A 16163-nucleotide genomic window follows, 5' to 3' on the forward strand; every position below is an offset into this window, starting at 1 on the left:
CCGTGTTTCTCAGACCGCCTGCGGCAGCCCGTGGATGTAGCCGACGCCGCCGCTGCGGCGGTTGCGGTAGGCGTCGTCGATCAGGCCGGCGACGCTGTCCTTGACCTTGTCGTGCAGGCCCTTCTCCCAGTCGCCGGGGTGCTGGAAGTTGCTCATGATGTAGGAGAAGCCGTTGACGTCGTCGACCGCCTGCAGGCCGGTCGACTCAGCGCCCGCCGGGCAGGACAGCAGGCGCGACAGCTGCTTGGTGTCGACGTTGTAGGCCCACAGGAAGTTGTTGACGTGGGCGCCGCTGTCCTCGCCGATCAGCAGCGTGCGCAGCTTCTCGGAGAATTTCAGGTTGTCCGGGTTGGCGATGCGGTCGGCGTCGGCGGTGTTGCCGATGGCGTCCGGAGTGGCGAGGTCACGGCCGACCAGGGCCGGGACGGCGCTGAAATGCACCGGCACCCACTCGCTGTCGATGGCGGCACCGGCCAGATCGGTCTGACCGCCCTTCATCGGCAGCTGATAGACCGCGCCGGCGTTGATGGCGTCGACCTTGATGCCGCTCTTGCCGTCGCTCATCGACTTGTACATGTAAGACACCGCCATGTAGGCGGTCTTGTCCTTGGCGTTGACGGTGACGCCTTCCAGCTTGGTCAGCGCCAGCGTGGCGCCGACGGTGGGGGCGTAGCGGTGGGTCTCCAGGAAGGCGGCGGCCTTCTCCATGCCCGGCTTGAACTTGACCCACTGGGTCTTGCCGCTGAAGGGGATGAGGGTGAAGGACGGGTCCTTCGGATCCTCCTTCTTCACCTCGACGATGTCGGCGGCCTTCAGGCTGTCGGCCAGTTTCTCGATCTCGGCGCTGGTGGCGTGGCCCAGCTTGACCCACTTCAGGCCGAAGGCGCCGCCCTTGTCGAGGTCCTTGCCGGCCTCCTGCTCCATCTTGGCGGCATAGAGGGTGCCGGCGGACAGGTCCTTGGCCTTGTCGGCGATGAACATGAACAGGCCGCCGTTGGTGGCGTCGTCACCCATCAGCACGGTGCGCTCGTCCGGCATCACCTGCACCAGCTCGTGCGAGATGCGGCCCAGGCAATAGTGCTTCCTGATGCTGCCGGTGCCGTCGGCGTTCACCGTCACTTCCGGCAGGTGGCCGTAGTGGTACGGGTTGGCCTTGGTCTCGTCGCCGAACAGGTTCTTGCTGTAGGCGCGGAACTGGTCGTCGAGCGCCGCCGCGTCCGGCTCGTACTCCTCGCTCGACAGGTGGGTGTTCCAGGGCGACAGGCTGGCGCCGCAGGTGATCCACAGGCCGTGCACGCCGCTGGTGTCGACATTGTGGTATTGCACCAGCTTGAGCGCGCCGGTCTCCTTGTTCTGGTCCAGCGTCAGGACGGCGATCGGCGACGGCAGCTTGCCGTACATCGAGGCGTCCTTGGAATCGCGGGTGGTGTATTCGAATTGGACGACGGCGAACAGAGTGTTGCCGGTGACGCCGGCCACCTTGGCTCCGGGGACCGGGTTCAGCAGGTTGCAGCCGTCCGGGCAGTCGGAGAAGAACTGCGCCGGGGTCGCCAGCGAGCCGTCCATGATCGGCTTGCCGTTGATGTCGACATAGCCGCCGGCCAGGATCGTGCCGCCCTTGCCGTCCGGAACCTGATCGCCGGTGATGAACAGCGGCTGGTAGCCGAGCGCGAAGCTCTGCTTGGAGCCGTCGGCCCAGGTCACGACCATGCTGGATTCGACCGTGGTCTTCGCCTGCGCCGCGGCGGCGGTCGGGGCGGCCATGCCGACGAACTCGACGGCGACCGGCGCGCCCTTGGCGGCGGCGGCCTCGGCGCCCGAGGCGAACAGCAGTTCGCCGGCACCGATGCCGGCGACCGGCAGCAGCGGCAGCCCGGCGAGGGCGCGGAGCACCGAACGGCGCGACGTTTCAGGCAGATGGACGGACAGATCGGTCATGGCGGATGTCTCCCGAACCCTCATCAGGGCAAGCGGCTGGCATGCGGCGCGCCGCCGGACCATGGGAGCCCGTTCGGCGCAGCCTTGTTCTTGGCGAGCGTCGGGAAGCTACCGCGGGGATGTTACAGTTTGACGGTCAGCGGGCGCTGAGCATGCAGGTGCGGTCCGACGGCATCGGCAGCGCCACCGGCTTGCCGTCCGCCCCGGTGCCTCGCACCACGCGTCCGCCGGCTTTTCCGCCTACCGCCGGCTGGGGGGCGGGTTGTTCTGCGATCTCCGGGTCGGTCACCTGGCCGGCGACCGTCCATTGCCGGGTCTGCGGGTCCTGGCAGCGCAGCTCGTAGCGGCCCTTCATCGGCTCGGCTGCTGCCGGGGCTGCGACCAGGGGCGTGACGGTGCCGGTCAACAGGAGGACGGCCAGGGTGGCGATGCGGCGGGGAAGATGGCGGGGCATGGCGGTGTTCTTCTTGGGAAGGCCGTCGGCAAAGGGGATCAGCGGCGGATATAGGCGGCGTAGCCGATGCTGTCCGGCTCGCCGATATACTGGTCGAGCTGCCAGTCGGGGGAGTTTTCCAGATAGGGGCGGACCAGCCGCTGCTTTTCCGTGTCCCAGTCATGGGCCAGCAGAAGCGTGCCGGGCCGGCAATGGGGCTCGAAGAAGCGGAGCTGCCCGAACGTCTCCTCCCCATCGCTGCTGCCGTCGAGGAACAGGCTGTCCACCCCCTGCTCCGGGTCGATGTGGGGCAGGAACAGCGCCGGATCGCCGCCCAGCAGGAACTTCACATGCGGGTTCAGCTCCGGCAGGTAGCGGGCGTAGTAGCCGGCGGCGAGCGCGTAGTTGTTCTGCTCCGCCTCCAGCGTCACCACCTGTCCCGCACCCAGCTGGCGGAAGGCCGAAGCCAGGAAATAGGTGCTGCCGCCGCCCAGATAGGTCCCGATCTCGAAGCACTGGCGCGGCCGGCGCTTCAGGATCGCTTCGAACAGGGCCCTGCGGTCGGCCATGTACATCTGGCCCGGCAGGTCGCGGCAACCCTCGAAGAAGAACTGCTGGCGCTCGTCCCACTTGGGTTTGACCGCCACCATGTAGAGGGCGCGGCCCACATCCGTCAGCTCATGGTAATTGTGCCGAAAAACCTCCATGGAAGGCATGGACATGGGGGTCGTACTCCTGACGGTGGTGGTGCCGGACTGTAGGCGCCGGCTGGCGGGACGGTCAACCGGGGGAGGACACCGCCCGGGCGATGTCGGCCTGCCAGACCATGCTGACCAGCGCGATCTGGGTCAGCAGGTGCATCTCGCCGCGGCCGATGGCCTCCAGCAGCTCCGTCCGGGTCAGGAACAGGATCTCGGTGTCCTCCAGATCGTCGGAAACCGGATCGGCGACCCGGCGGCAGCCGGTGGCGTGGAACATGTGCGACCAGGCCCCGCCCTGGTTGGCGTTGACGATGTAGGCGCCGAGGTCGGTCCAGCGTTCCGCCTCCATCCCCGTCTCCTCCATCAGTTCGCGTTTGGCGGCGGCCAGCGGATCCTCGCCGGGCGACAGATGCCCGCCGGGAAACACCAGCCCGACCTTGCGCGGGCCATGGCGGTACTGGCGATAGGTGACGATCCGCCCGTCCGCCGTCTCGGCGAAGATGCAGGCGAAGGACGGCTGGTCGAACTGGTAGTAATCGTCGATCCGCCGCCCGTCCGGCAGCTCCACCGTCTCGACCCGCACCTTCAGGAACGGATCGGCGTCCAGCAGTTCGCGGCTGCCCAGCACGGTCCAGGGTCGATGCAGGCGATAGGGGCGATGTCCGGGCATGGGCTGTCTTTTGCTTTCGCTGGTCGCGGCGGAAGGGCTTGCCGGCGATGGGCTAGCAGCAGCCATCCGTCCGGTCCAGTTCTCTTCATGGGGAGGGTGCCGACCCGTTCCGTTCCTGCAATTGGCGGATCATGCGGATGGGAAGCAACCCTGAAAAGAAATTCATAGTATCATGGCCGTCTGATGAGGCAATAACTACGCTTTTCTATATATGATGCTCAATCTATTTCTTCTTTCGCGTGCGCCGAATGAAACAAGATGTGACCGATTTTTTCTAAACCTCCATTTTGATTGAGCCGTTTCTGCAAAAAGGCTTATCGGTTCCCGCACGAGTGCAACCATCTTCGATGCAGATTTTGTCCGGTTCCCTGCTCCAAGGCCCGATCCCACGCCTGATTCACCAGACCTGGAAGACAGGCGACATCCCCTCCGGCTTCCAAACGCTGCAACGCAGCTGGATCGCGCGCAATCCCGGCTTCTCCTACCGGTTCTGGACCGACGGCGACATCGAGCGCTTCGTCGCAGAGGAGCATCCGGCGCTGCTGCCGGTCTTCCGGGGCTATGCCGATCCCATCGCGCGGATCGATCTGGCGCGCTACCTGATCCTGCGCCGCTTCGGCGGGGTCTATGCCGACCTCGATTTCGAATGCCTGCAGCCGATCGACGGGCTGCTGGAGGGGCGGAGCCTCGTCGTCGGGCTGGAGCCGGAGGAGCATGGCGGGCTGGCGAAGGCGGTGGAGCGCGGCCTGTCCCGCATCCTGTGCCCCTCCTTCCTCGCATCGGTGCCCGGCCATCCCTTCTGGGACCATCTGCTGGACCGGCTGGTCGAGGCGCGGCACTGCGCGGATGTGCTGGACGCCACCGGCCCCTTCCTGCTGACGCGCGCCCATGCGGAGTATGAGGGAACGAACGGCGCCGCGGTGACGGTGCTGCCGCCGGAGTTGCTTTATCCCGTAACCAAGGAAGACTGCTGGAGCGGCCGCCTGTTCGATCCCGTCTTCTGGGAGCGGGTGACGCGCCGGGCCTACGCGGTCCATTACTGGGAAGGCACCTGGTTCCGGGACGGTGCCGGGCGGGGTGCCGCCCTGCCGCGGCAGATCGCTGCGGTGGTGACCGACGGGCGGCCGGAAGAGGCCCGTGTCCCGGTGGCGAAGGCGCAGGATTTGCCGCTGATCTCCTGCCTGATGGTCACCAGGGGGCAAATGGCGGGACGGGCGGGCTTGCTGGAATTCGCCATCGACGGCTTCGCGCGCCAGACCTACCCCAACCGCGAGCTGGTCATCGTCTGCGACGGCCCGGCTCTGCCGCAGGACGACCCGCTGGAGCGGGCGGTCCGTGCCGCGGGCTGTCCGAACGTCCGCCTGGTCCGGGTGGAGCCCGGCGACCAGCCCGGGGTGCGCACGCTGGGCGAACTGCGCAACATCGCGGTCGACCATGCGGCCGGGCTCTATGTCTGCCAGTGGGACGACGACGACCTCTACGACCCCAGCCGGCTGGAGATGCAGCAGCGGGTGCTGGCGGCTGCCGGCGCCCAGGCCTGTCTGCTCGGCCGCTGGATGATCTGGTGGCCGGCCGAAGACCGGCTGGCGGTGTCCTGCGAACGGGACTGGGAAGGCTCGCTTCTGTGCGAAAGGGCGTCGATGCCCCGCTATCCGGCCCTTCGCCGCGGCGAGGACACCCCGGTGGTCGAGCAGCTGCGCCGCAGCGCCCGGGTCGTGCGGATGGACATGCCGCGGCTCTACACCTACGTCGTCCATGGCGGCAACACCTTCACCACCCGGCATTTCGAGGAGCACTGGCAGGCCGCCACCGCCCGCTTCAGCGGCGAGCGCTGCCGCGCCGTGCTGGAGGAGATGGCCAAGCGCCTGCCGGTGGAGCCATACCGCCGCGTCGCCGCGCCCGTTCCGGCCACCGCCGCGGCGCGGCAGGAGACGGTGCTGGTGCTGACCCCGGTGAAGGATGCCGTTCCCCATCTGCCGCGTTATCTGGAACTGCTCGGCCGGCTCGACCACGATCCGTCCCGCCTGTCGCTGGGCTTCCTCGAAGGGGACAGCCGCGACGGCACGCATGGCTGGCTGGCCGACCGGCTGCCGGATCTGCGTCAGCGCTACAGCCGGGTGACGCTGCTGCGCCACGATTACGGATTCCACCCCGGGGGACCGCGCTGGGCGCCGGAAATCCAGCGGCGGCGGCGGGAACTGCTGGCCCGGTCGCGCAACCGGCTGCTGTCCGGCGCGCTGGAGGATGAGGATTGGGTGCTGTGGCTCGACGCCGATCTGGTCGACTATCCGCCGGAGCTGCTGGCCCGGCTGCTTGCCGCCGGGCGCGACATCGTCGTCCCCCGCTGCGTCCTGCCCGACGGGCGGACCTTCGACCTCAACAGCTTCCGGCTGACAGGCGAGGAGGACCCGCGCCATCTGGTCGACGGCATCTTCCAGCCGCCGCGCGGCTCGGGCCGGCGCTATCTGGATTCCTTCGCCGGCGAGGACATCGTGCCGCTGGACGGGGTGGGCGGCACCGCCCTGCTGGTGCGGGCGGATCTGCACCGGGAGGGCCTGTGTTTCCCGCCCTACAGCCATCGCGGCTACATCGAAACGGAGGGGCTGGCGATGATGGCGAAGGATATGGGCGTGACCGCCTGGGGTCTGCCGGACCTGCGCATCGTCCACGCCGAACACTGACAGGTGGAGTAGCATGTCGACCGCCCAACGCCTCGGCAATGACGGCCCGGAGATCGGCGCCAGCATCGTCCTCTGCACCCATCGGCGTCCGGAACTGCTCGCCGCCTGCCTGGACAGCCTGGCCGGACAGCGGGCGGGCTTTGCCCCAGGCAGCTCCCGTGAAATGGCCCATGAGATCCTCGTGATCGACAACTCCCCCCTGGAGGACGGGCGGGCGGTCGTCGAGAGCCGGCAGGCCGCCTTCGCTTTGCGGGGTGTGCCGCTGCGCTACGTCATGGAGGGGAATCCAGGCGTCAGTTTCGCCCGCAATCGCGGCGTGCTCGAAGCGGTGGGAGCCCTGATCGCCTTCATCGATGATGACGAGCGGGCCTGCGACGGGTGGCTGGAGCGCTTGCTGGAGCCCTTCCATCGACTTGGCGATGCCGTGGACATCGTTGCCGGCGAGGTCGAGCCGGATTTCGGCGCCCTGGCCCGGCCGGACTGGTTGGCCGACGACATGATGCATTTTTTCTCATGCCGTTGGGGCTGGGACAGCGAGCCCCGCTTTCTGCGCGAGGCCGAATGGTTCGGTGAAGGGAACTGCGCCTTCCGCAAGCGGCTGATGGCCGGGCGCGCCTTCCCCACCGACCTTGGCCGCAAGGGGGATGGGTTGATGACGAACGAAGGCATCGTCTTCATGGAGATGCGCAGTGCCGGAGCCGCCACCTACTATGTGCCGGCCGCCATGGTGTCCCACCTCATCCATCCCGACCGGTTGAACCGACGCTGGCTGATGCGGCGGATGTTCTACCAAGGGGTTTCCAACCGCTTGACGCAGCGGCGATACGGGCTTTCCGAACAGCGCTGGGACTTCAACGTCAATTTGGCCAAGCTGGCCGATCTCGATGTCGAGAGCCTGGAGGGAGAAAGCCTGAGGGCGATGATCCGGCTGTATTACCAGCTCGGATATGCGTCGGGTTCCAGCATGGGTTGAGGCCATCCGGAAACCCGTCAGGCCGCCACATAGATCCGGTTTACGAAGGGGTCCAGCCCGCCCGGCACGGCCGGAGAACGGCGGTCGAGCGGCGGAACGGTCGGGCCGTGGGGGGTGCGGTTGACGTTGTACTGACCGGACAGCAGCAGGCGCCGGCCCCGCCGCGGCAGGGCGCCCTTGTGGACGCCATAGGTGTCGCCCAGGAAGCGGCTGCCGGCCGGGCCGGTCATTGTCACCGTTCCGGCTGTACCGAAGGCGGCCTCTACCTGCGCGTCGGTCAGGGCGCGGCCGGTGGAGAGCAGGCGGCTGCGGTGGCTGCCCTTGACGAAAATATGCGGTCCGCCATCCTCGTCTACGTCGGTCAGGTAAAAGAAGATTTTGAAGCCGCGCAGGCTGTCCAGGTCGCGGTGGTGGCGCTGGGTGCCCTTGGCCGCCTCACGCCCGCCGAAACTTCCGCCGCCCCAGGACCACCAGCAGCCGATGTTGTCGAGGATCGGCTTGCAGCCGAGATACAGCTCCGCCGTCTCCAGCACCTGCGGGTCGTTGAAGAGAGCCAGCACATGGGGTGCCTGCAGGATCTGGTCGATGCCGTGATAGCCCATATTGGAGTCCGGGCTGGGCGGGCTGTCGGGCCGGAACCAGCCCATATGCGGGCGGAAGGGATCGTGGCAGGGGATGTTCTCGAAATAGGCGCGCAAATCCCCGGCGATGGCCGGGTCGATGGGCGGCAGCAGCGGGGTGATGCCGTCCCTCTCCAGCGTCCGGCACCAGTCCCGCGCCTCCAGCGACGGATGGAAACCGGGCGTGCGCGGCCGCTTTGCCGCGAGCAGCCCAGCCAGGCGGTCGCGCAGGACCGGGTCGGTGACGATGGGCAGGATGTCGTAGATGGCATGGCGCGGATCGGCCTTCGCCCTCCGCCAGTAGCCCCGTGGCGAGGCGATGCGCGTCCGCACATTGTCCAGAAAGCTGCCGACGGGGGCGGAGGCTGGGATAAAGGAGGACGTCATGGGATGCCGAACCGCGTAAAAGGGGAATCGCCTTCAAAGACTCTCCACAAGGGCGCCAGCCTTTCAAGGGGTATCCGTTTTCAGCGCCGTTCTGCTGCCGAGGCACGGCGTCGCGGGTTATAAGCCTTGCGGTCTTTTGAGGACTGAAGAAGGCAGGGGAACCCGATGGCCATGGCCGGTGTCGAACATCGTGTGCTGTACCGCGACCCACGTTTCTATGCGTCCTTCCCGTCGCTGACCCCGACCGCAGCAGGGCAGCAGGGGGCGGTCCTGCTGGCCTTCCGGCGGGCCCGCGACCATCGCTGGCTGCGCGGGGCGGAATACCGGGCGGGGGAGACCGGGTTCAACCATGTCGACCATCTCGATTCGCGGTCGCAGACCGTCCTGCTGCGGCTCGGCCCCGATGCGGAGCCGCTGGGGGAGGAAACGGCCCTGCCCCCCGACCCGCAGGCCGCCGACCAGGACGCCAGCCTGCTCACCCTTCGCGACGGCCGCATCCTGCTGACCGGCTTCCGCTGGTATCCGGTGCCGTCGTCCCAGGGGGAAGCGCTGCGCGCGCTGGGAATCGGGCTGACCGGCAACCCGCAAAAGACCGGCGACCTCTACATCTTCTGGGGCGGCTACAGCCGGTACAGCGACGATGGCGGGCGGAACTGGACCGCGCACCGCGATTTGCCCCCGCTGCCCGGCCATCCCGACATCGTGCCGGGCCGGCGGCCCTTCCATGGCGGGGCGGTGCGCGGCCGGGCGGTGGAGGCGCCGGACGGCACGATCCTGCAGACCGGCTACACCCACCACCCTTCCACCGGGACCTATGCCAGCCATCTCTTCGCCTCCACCGACCGGGGGGAAAGCTGGGTGCACCGGGCGATCATCGCCATCGATGCCGAGGCCAGGGCCGGCTTCTGCGAGACGGCGCTGCATCTGGACGCCGGCGGGGTGCTGTACGCCTTCCACCGCACCACCGGGCTGGACGACCATCTGGCGACCTCGCGCTCCACCGACATGGGCCACAGCTGGGAGCCGTGGCGGCGCCATGCGGTGGTCGGCCATCCCTATGACGCCTGCCCGCTGCCGGACGGCCGGCTGCTGCTCGTCGGCGGCTACCGCCATGCGCCCTACGGCGTGCGCGCCCGCATCTACGACCCACGCCGCCAGCAGCCGGACGAGGGGACGGAGCTGGTGCTGCGCGACGACGGGCCGGCGCCGGACCTGGGTTATCCCTGGGCGGCCATGCTGCCGGACGGCCGCGCCATGGTCGCCTATTACATCTGCGACGCCACGGGGCTGCGCGGGATCGAGGCGACGCTGTTCCGGCCGTGAAAGGGCTGGGGGAGTGCGGCCTGCGACCCGCTGTGCCCTGGACCGGCCGGCGGGGCGCGGGCTACCCTTCCTGCATCATGGAAAGCTCCCTCCCCTTCGCCGCCGCCAAGGCCGTCCCCGGCATCGACCCTGCCGCCTACCACGCCCCGGAGATCTTCCGGGTGGAGGAGGAGCGGGTCTTCCGCCGGTCCTGGGTCTTCGCCGGCTTCACCGACGACCTCGCCCGGCCCAACGACTATCTGACCCGGCGGATCGGTGGGCTGGACGTGCTGGTGCAGAATTTCGACGGGGAGCTGCGGGGCTTCCGCAATGTCTGCACCCACCGCTTCGCCATGATCCACCGGGCGCCGCGCGGCAACGGCATGCTGCGCTGCGGCTATCATGGCTGGACCTTCGACCGCGATGGCGTGCCCTATGGCATCCCCGGCAACGAGGCGAATTTCGGCCTCGACCGGGAGGGCCGCTGCGGCCGTGCCCTGACCCCGGTGGCGGTCGGGGTGTGCGGGCGTTTCGTCTTCCTGCGGGTGGCGGCGGAGGGGCCGGATCTCGATGACTGGCTGGGCGGCTATGCCGACGTGCTGCGCCATGCCTCGGAGATCTTCGTCCGCCCCTTCGACGAGCGGTCGATGGAGTGGGCCGCCAACTGGAAGATGGGGGTGGAGAGCGTGCTGGAGGTCTACCACGCCGACCTCACCCACCCCACCACCTTCCGCAAGCTGGTGAAAGGCGACTGGCGCTGCGATTACGATGGCGCCCATTCCCGCGGCGTCACTTCGGTGTCGGACAGGAGCGCCCGCTGGTGGGACGGCGTGTCGGAGCGGCTGGGCTTCCGCCCCAGCACCGCCTTGCGTGACTACGACCACCTGCACATCTTCCCCAACCTGGAGATCGGCTTCACCCGGGGGGCGGTGATGAGCGTCCAGACCTACGACCCGCTCGGTCCCGACCGCTGCGCGCTGGGCCTCCGCCTGTTTCTGGCCGATCCGGACGGCGATGCCGGCAGGGGGGGGCCCGCCGCCCGCCGCCTGATCGAGGAGGGCGCCCGCGACCTCAACGTCGCCCTGCTGCGCGAGGACCAGGAAGCGTCGGAGTTGGCCTTCCGGGGCTGCCGGCAGACGGACCGCCCGGCGGTGCTCGGCCTGAACGAGGAGCGCATCCAGCAGTTCCACACGGTTTGGCGGGGAATGATGGGCTGACTCCGTCTCCCGCCTCCGCCCCGCTTTTTGTCGCTGTCCAGGGAACCGGGAGTCTGCCACCATCGGGCGGGGGGCTTGGTCGTCGGAGGTTCATCCACCATGGGCGGCACCATGACGATTCCCCCTGCCGTTGTCTTTGGCCGGCTTGCCTTCGGTCCGCGAGCTGCGGAGCCTGACGCCGACAGCGGCCGTCCCGACTGGCTGGCCCGCTGGCTCGACCGGCAGCTGTCTCCCGATCTTTCCTCCGATGGCCGCGACGACCCCGAGGTCGAGCGCCATCTCGCCGCGGCCAAGCTGCGCATCCGCTATCCCGCCGGGGACGGCTGGGAGGCGGTGGACGAGGACCGGCCGCTGGCCTGCCTGGGCCAACCGATCGAGGCGCTGTGGCCGCTGGCCGCCAACCGTCCCGCGGTCGCCGGTCCGGAGCGGCAGAGGCCACGGCTGGAGACCGCAGCCGCCACCCTGATCCGCGCCGTCCACAGCCGCTGGCAGCTGCGCGAGGTGCTGGTCGATTTCTGGCACAACCATTTCAACGTCAACGCGGCGGGCGAGCCGGCGGTGGCCGCCGCCCTCCCCGTCTATGACCGTGACGTCATCCGCCGCCATGCGCTGGGCAATTTCCGCGCCTTCCTGGAGGCGGTGGCGACCAGCAGCGCCATGCAGGTCTATCTGAACAACCGCTCGTCCCGCGCCGGCGCCGCCAACGAGAATTACGCCCGCGAGCTGTTCGAACTGCACGGGCTGGGGCGCGACGCCTATCTGAACGCGCTCTACAACCGCTGGCGCGACGTGCCGGGGGCGCTGCGCGGCGCCCCCGACGGCTACATCGACCAGGATGTCTATGAGGCCGCCCGCGCTTTCACCGGCTGGACGCTGGAGGACGGCGCCGGGCTGGGCGGCGACGCCAGGCTGCCGGTGACCGGCCGCTTCACCTATGTCGAGGGTTGGCACGACACTTACCAGAAGCGGGTACTGGGGCGGGAGTTCGACCCCTTCCAGTCGCCGATGGACGACGGGCGCCGCGTGCTCGACCTCGTTGCCGACCATCCGGCGACCGCGCGCAACCTCTGCACCGCGCTGTGCCGCCGGCTTGTCGCCGACGATCCGCCGGCCGGGCTGGTCGCCCTGGCGGCACGGGGGTGGACGGAGAGCCGCAGCAAGCCGGACCAGATCGCCCGCGTCGTCCGCGCCATCGCGCTCTCCCCCGACTTCGCGCGGATCCGCGATGCCAAGGTGAAGCGCCCGCTGGAGCTGGTGGCGTCCTTCGCCCGCGGCGCCGGCATCGACCTTGTCCCCACCAACGCCCTGCTGGGCGAGCTGGACGGCAGCGGCCAGCGGCTGTTCGGCTGGCCCGCCCCGGTCGGCCATCCCGACCGGATGGAGGCGTGGCTTGGAGCCGCCGCCATGCGCCGGCGCTGGTCGCTCCTGCTCGGGCTGGCGGAGAACCGCTGGGAGACCGGAGCCATCGACCTCGCCGCCCGTTTCCCGGCTCCGCTGCCGGCGGCGGCGGCGGCGGACCGCTGGCAGGGGATGCTGCATGGCGGCGAGCCGGAACCAACGACCACCGCCGCCATCCTGGCCGGCATGGGGCTGGCGGCAGACGCGATGCTGATGCCCGGCACGAAGGCCGGCGACGACCGGCTGCGGCGGATCGCCGCCTTCGTGGCGATGGCGCCGCGCTTCAACCAACGCTGAGGGAGGTTTGAGCCATGGCGCTCTCTCGCCGCACTGTGATGCAGGGCGGGCTGATGGCCGGTCTCGGATTGGCCGGGGGCAGTCTGACGGGGCTGCCCGGTGTCCGCAGCCTCGCCTTTGCTGCCGATAAGTCTGTTGAGGCGCCGGTCGGGACGCTGGGGGCCGGCACGCTGGTGGTGGTGTTCCTGCGCGGCGGGGCGGACATGCTGGCGCTGGTGGCGCCGGCCGACGACCCCGACTATCGCGCAGCGCGGACACCGGAACTGCGGGTGATGGCGGAGGGGCCGAAGGCCGGCATCCGGCTGGACCAGACGCTGGCCCCAACCCTCGACTTCCGCCTGCATCCGGACGCCGCCCCGCTGGCGGAGCTTTATGCCGCCCGCCGGCTCGCCATCGTCCATGCGGTCGGGCTGACCGACGGCACCCGCAGCCATTTCGTTGCCCAGGACCTGATGGAGCGCGGCATCGCCCGCGAGGAGGATCTCGCCCGCACCGGCAGCGGCTGGGTTGCCCGCTGGCTTGGCGAGGGCGGGCATGGTGAGGGGGAGCAAGGACGGGTTCCGGCCATCGGCACCGCCGCCGCTCCGGCCGCCGCCCTTGCGGGGCTGGGCGGCGCGCTTGCCGTGCCCGACCTGCGCGGCGGGCTGGCCCCTCCCGGCGGGCCGCAGGCGGCGGCGGTGCTGGCGGCGCTGTCCCGGCAGGGCGACGGCGCCTATGAGCGGGCGGCTCGGGCGGCGCTCGGCGGGCTGTCGGCGGTCGACGGCCGGCTGCCGCGCGGGACGGACGGCAAGGTCGCCGCCTACGATGCGGAGGGCGGGGCCGTCTATGAGGAGACCGAGGCCGGGCGGGCGCTGCAGACGGTGGCCCGCATGCTGAAGATGGACATCGGCCTGCGGGCGGCCTGCGTCGATGTCGCCGGCTGGGACACCCACGAGAACCAGCAGGGGCGCTTCGCCACCGCCGTCGGCCAGCTGTCGCGCGCGCTTGCCGCCTTCCATGCCGACACCCTGCGCTATGAACGCGACCTGACGGTGGTGGTGATGAGCGAGTTCGGCCGGCGCCTGCGCGGCAACCGCAGCCAGGGCACCGACCACGGCCATGGCGGCGCCATGCTGGTGCTGGGCGGCCGGGTGGCAGGCGGGCGCATGCTGGGCCGCTGGCCAGGCTTGGCCAGCCACCAGCTGGACCGCGGCGTCGACCTGGCGGTCACCACCGATTACCGGACTGTGCTGTCGGAACTGATCGGCGCACCGGCGACGCGCGGCTTTCCGGGCTTCCAGGGCGCGCCGCTGGGCGTGCTGCGGGGGTGAGGAACAGGGCGGTGGGGCGGCTCTTTTCCCCCTACTTCCACTCCCGCCCGTCCATGTCCTGGTAGACCCTGAACCGGTCGCGCACCGCCAGCCAGTCCTCGGCCAGCATTTCGAAGATGTGCAGGTCGACCTCCTGCCCGTCCTTCACCACTTGGCGCTTCAGCACGCCGACCGGGCGGTAGCCGATCATCGGCTGGCCTTTCAGCAGGCGGGGGCTGTTGGTGCCCAGGATGTGGTTCACCACCTTGCGCAGCCCCATGGCGAAGAAGACGTGGTTCAGCATGTAGGCGAAGTTCAGCGGGGCGGCACCCATCCGTCCTGCCCGCTCGCCCATCAGCACGCCGAAGGTGGCGATCCGCCACTCCGGCTCGGTCACGGTGATGGAGACATGGCCGGCCGGCACGCCGTCGACGCAGAGGATGCGGTGGACATAGTCGTCCCGTTCCGCGCAGCGCCGCAGCCACGCCTTCTGGCGCTCCACGTCATAGGGGACTTTCGTCAGCATTTGCCCGGCGATGTCGGGCCGGGTGCGCCAGCCGAGCATAAGTTCGGCGTGCTCCTCGGTCGGCTCGATGAAGGTCAGGGCGCCGCTCATTCGGTCTCTCCCAGCTGGCGCAGCATCGCCTGATGGAAGTCGAGGATGCGGCGCTCGCGCCGGCCGTAGATGCCGGTGATGTGGGGAAGGTCGGCGATGCCGGGACGGCCCTGCTGCACCGCCTCGCAGACCGGACAGTCCTCGGCGATCACGGTGCCGGCGGACTGGATCAGGTAGGTGGCGGTGGAGCGGTGGAAGGCCTGCTCGCGTGCGGTTTCCAGCCGGGTGGTGGGCAGGAACAGCTGCCACCGCAGGACCGAGGAATCGGGGGCGACGGGATCGACCCGGTGCGGGATCACCGTGGCGCCGTAGAAGGTCGCCAGATAAAAATTCGGGAAAATGAAGGTGTGGCGGTAAAAGGGTTCCTCGGCGAAGCGGCGCATCCGCAGCTTGGCGTCCAGCTTCGCCCACCAGCCGGCGGTGCCGTCGGCCAGCAGCCAGCGGGAATCGCTGTTGGCGCCATGGCGTTCGGTGACGAGGTGGCTCTGCCAGTCGGGATGGACGGCGGGGTGGATGGTGTCGGGATGGACGGTGGAGCCGTGGAAATCGTCCATCGTGTTCTCGACCAGCGCCTTCCAGTTGGCCTGGAACGCGATGCCGACGGGAGCCTGCGGGTTCAGGCAGTTGGCCGACATCGTCGCCAGCCGCTCGCCATAGGGCGCCAGATGGTCGGCCAGGGTCGGGCCGCCGTCCTGTGCCACGCGGGCGAAGACCAGGGCGCCGCAGCGGTCGATCTGAAGAGGGCGCACCTGCTCTCCATCTCGGCACACGCCATCCATGGCCTCGCCTTGGCGCCGCAGTTCGAAGCGCAGCCCGGCCATCTCGGCGGTCAGGACGTTCGTGTCTTCGAACACGCCCATATAAAGCCAGCAGCGGCCGAAGACCCGCTCGCGCTCCTGGGCGAAGGCTTCCCCGGTCCAGAAATGGCTGTGGGGAAGGAAGGCGCCTGTCTCGGGAACGATGCTCTGGACGGGATGCGCGCTCATGCCGGCAACTCCGCATCAGCGGTTGTGGGGGCGGTGGCGGGATGGAGGGTGACGGTGCGGGAAAAGCGCGGGTCGGCACCGGGCGGGGCAGCGCTGTGCAGGACAAGCGCGCGGCCGGGCGCCAGGGCGAGGCGCAGGTTGGCGATCTCGATTCGCTCCCAATCCCCGGCCTGATCGTCTGCCGGCTCCAGCATGGCGCCGCGGTGGGGGAAGGCGTCGGACAGGGTGACCAACCGGGCGAACAGGGCCGCACCCAATTCTTCCTCCAGCGATGGGCCGTCGAGGGCCACCCGGACGAAGACCAGCCGTCCGCAGCGGGCCAGACCGGCCGGATGCAGGGCCAGCCGCCGGCGTCCCTCGGCCTCGAGCTGGAAATCGGTCGGGTTGAAGGGCAGTCCCACCGGTACGCCGTCGGCGTCGAAGCTCCAGCCGTGATAAGGGCAGCGCAGCGGGCCGCAGCCCGCCGGTTCGCCATGGATCACGGCGAAGCGGTGAGTGCAGACGTTGCGGAAGGCGACCACCCGTCCCTTGATGTTCTGCGCCACCAGCGGCACCGCCCCCACCCGTGTGGTGACGAAGGCGTTGGGGCCGGCGAGGTCGTCCGCCAGGCAGAGGTGGAACCAGCGGGTTTCGGGGGAGGCGTTCTGCATCGCGG

The 16163-nt window shown here is 69.4% G+C and carries 14 protein-coding genes; 6 read left to right on the top strand and 8 right to left on the bottom strand.

Going from position 1 to position 16163, the window contains the following annotated elements; genetic code table 11:
- Positions 1 to 9: 9 nt before the first annotated feature.
- From GBZ48_RS19120 to GBZ48_RS19135, 4 genes are all read right to left on the bottom strand, one after another.
- A complete protein-coding gene (locus GBZ48_RS19120) occupies positions 10 to 1938 on the bottom strand; it encodes a PhoX family protein (protein WP_174472449.1) in 1929 nt (642 codons plus the stop codon).
- 136 nt (positions 1939 to 2074) lie between these two features.
- A complete protein-coding gene (locus GBZ48_RS19125; RefSeq protein WP_246307301.1) occupies positions 2075 to 2392 on the bottom strand; it encodes a hypothetical protein in 318 nt (105 codons plus the stop codon).
- A gap of 38 nt (positions 2393 to 2430) precedes the next feature.
- Complete coding sequence (locus GBZ48_RS19130) at positions 2431 to 3093, bottom strand: class I SAM-dependent methyltransferase (RefSeq protein ID WP_174472450.1); 663 nt, start codon at positions 3091 to 3093, stop codon at positions 2431 to 2433.
- A 58-nt stretch (positions 3094 to 3151) separates the two neighbouring features.
- Complete coding sequence (locus GBZ48_RS19135; protein WP_174472451.1) at positions 3152 to 3742, bottom strand: NUDIX hydrolase; 591 nt, start codon at positions 3740 to 3742, stop codon at positions 3152 to 3154.
- Positions 3743 to 4089: 347 nt separating this feature from the next.
- On the opposite strand from GBZ48_RS19135, the gene GBZ48_RS19140 reads away from it, so the two are divergent.
- Positions 4090 to 6423 carry a glycosyltransferase gene (locus GBZ48_RS19140; RefSeq protein ID WP_174472452.1) on the top strand — a complete coding sequence of 778 codons (2334 nt, stop codon included), beginning with the start codon at positions 4090 to 4092 and terminating at the stop codon, positions 6421 to 6423.
- Positions 6424 to 6436: 13 nt separating this feature from the next.
- Complete coding sequence (locus tag GBZ48_RS19145; RefSeq protein WP_174472453.1) at positions 6437 to 7396, top strand: glycosyltransferase family A protein; 960 nt, start codon at positions 6437 to 6439, stop codon at positions 7394 to 7396.
- A gap of 17 nt (positions 7397 to 7413) precedes the next feature.
- Here GBZ48_RS19145 and GBZ48_RS19150 read toward each other — a convergent pair whose 3' ends face one another.
- Positions 7414 to 8403, bottom strand: a complete 990-nt coding sequence (locus GBZ48_RS19150) for a phytanoyl-CoA dioxygenase family protein (RefSeq protein WP_174472454.1) — start codon at positions 8401 to 8403, stop codon at positions 7414 to 7416.
- Between the two features lie 171 nt (positions 8404 to 8574).
- On the opposite strand from GBZ48_RS19150, the gene GBZ48_RS19155 reads away from it, so the two are divergent.
- The 4 genes from GBZ48_RS19155 to GBZ48_RS19170 all read left to right on the top strand — a co-directional run bounded on the left by GBZ48_RS19155 (position 8575) and on the right by GBZ48_RS19170 (position 13927).
- Positions 8575 to 9726, top strand: coding sequence for a sialidase family protein (locus tag GBZ48_RS19155; protein WP_246307302.1), 1152 nt, complete (start codon positions 8575 to 8577; stop codon positions 9724 to 9726).
- A 77-nt stretch (positions 9727 to 9803) separates the two neighbouring features.
- The gene (locus GBZ48_RS19160) at positions 9804 to 10922 is read left to right on the top strand and encodes an aromatic ring-hydroxylating oxygenase subunit alpha (RefSeq protein WP_174472456.1); all 1119 of its coding nucleotides are present in this window, start codon (positions 9804 to 9806) and stop codon (positions 10920 to 10922) included.
- Positions 10923 to 11021: 99 nt separating this feature from the next.
- Positions 11022 to 12617: a DUF1800 domain-containing protein gene (locus GBZ48_RS19165; RefSeq protein ID WP_174472457.1), complete on the top strand. Its 1596-nt coding sequence runs from the start codon at positions 11022 to 11024 to the stop codon at positions 12615 to 12617.
- A 14-nt stretch (positions 12618 to 12631) separates the two neighbouring features.
- On the top strand, positions 12632 to 13927 hold the full coding sequence (locus tag GBZ48_RS19170; protein ID WP_174472458.1) for a DUF1501 domain-containing protein: 1296 nt from the start codon (positions 12632 to 12634) through the stop codon (positions 13925 to 13927).
- Positions 13928 to 13958: 31 nt separating this feature from the next.
- Here GBZ48_RS19170 and GBZ48_RS19175 read toward each other — a convergent pair whose 3' ends face one another.
- From GBZ48_RS19175 to GBZ48_RS19185, 3 genes are read right to left on the bottom strand one after another with little or no spacing between them, the layout of a single operon-like run.
- Positions 13959 to 14522: a GNAT family N-acetyltransferase gene (locus GBZ48_RS19175; protein WP_174472459.1), complete on the bottom strand. Its 564-nt coding sequence runs from the start codon at positions 14520 to 14522 to the stop codon at positions 13959 to 13961.
- Complete coding sequence (locus GBZ48_RS19180) at positions 14519 to 15508, bottom strand: RHO alpha subunit C-terminal catalytic domain-containing protein (RefSeq protein WP_174472460.1); 990 nt, start codon at positions 15506 to 15508, stop codon at positions 14519 to 14521. The genes GBZ48_RS19175 and GBZ48_RS19180 overlap by 4 nt, the downstream gene beginning before the upstream one ends.
- Positions 15505 to 16158, bottom strand: a complete 654-nt coding sequence (locus GBZ48_RS19185) for a Rieske 2Fe-2S domain-containing protein (RefSeq protein ID WP_174472461.1) — start codon at positions 16156 to 16158, stop codon at positions 15505 to 15507. The genes GBZ48_RS19180 and GBZ48_RS19185 overlap by 4 nt, the downstream gene beginning before the upstream one ends.
- Between the last annotated feature and the right edge of the window lie 5 nt (positions 16159 to 16163).

Source organism: Azospirillum melinis (assembly GCF_013340935.1).
GTDB classification, from domain to species: domain Bacteria; phylum Pseudomonadota; class Alphaproteobacteria; order Azospirillales; family Azospirillaceae; genus Azospirillum; species Azospirillum melinis.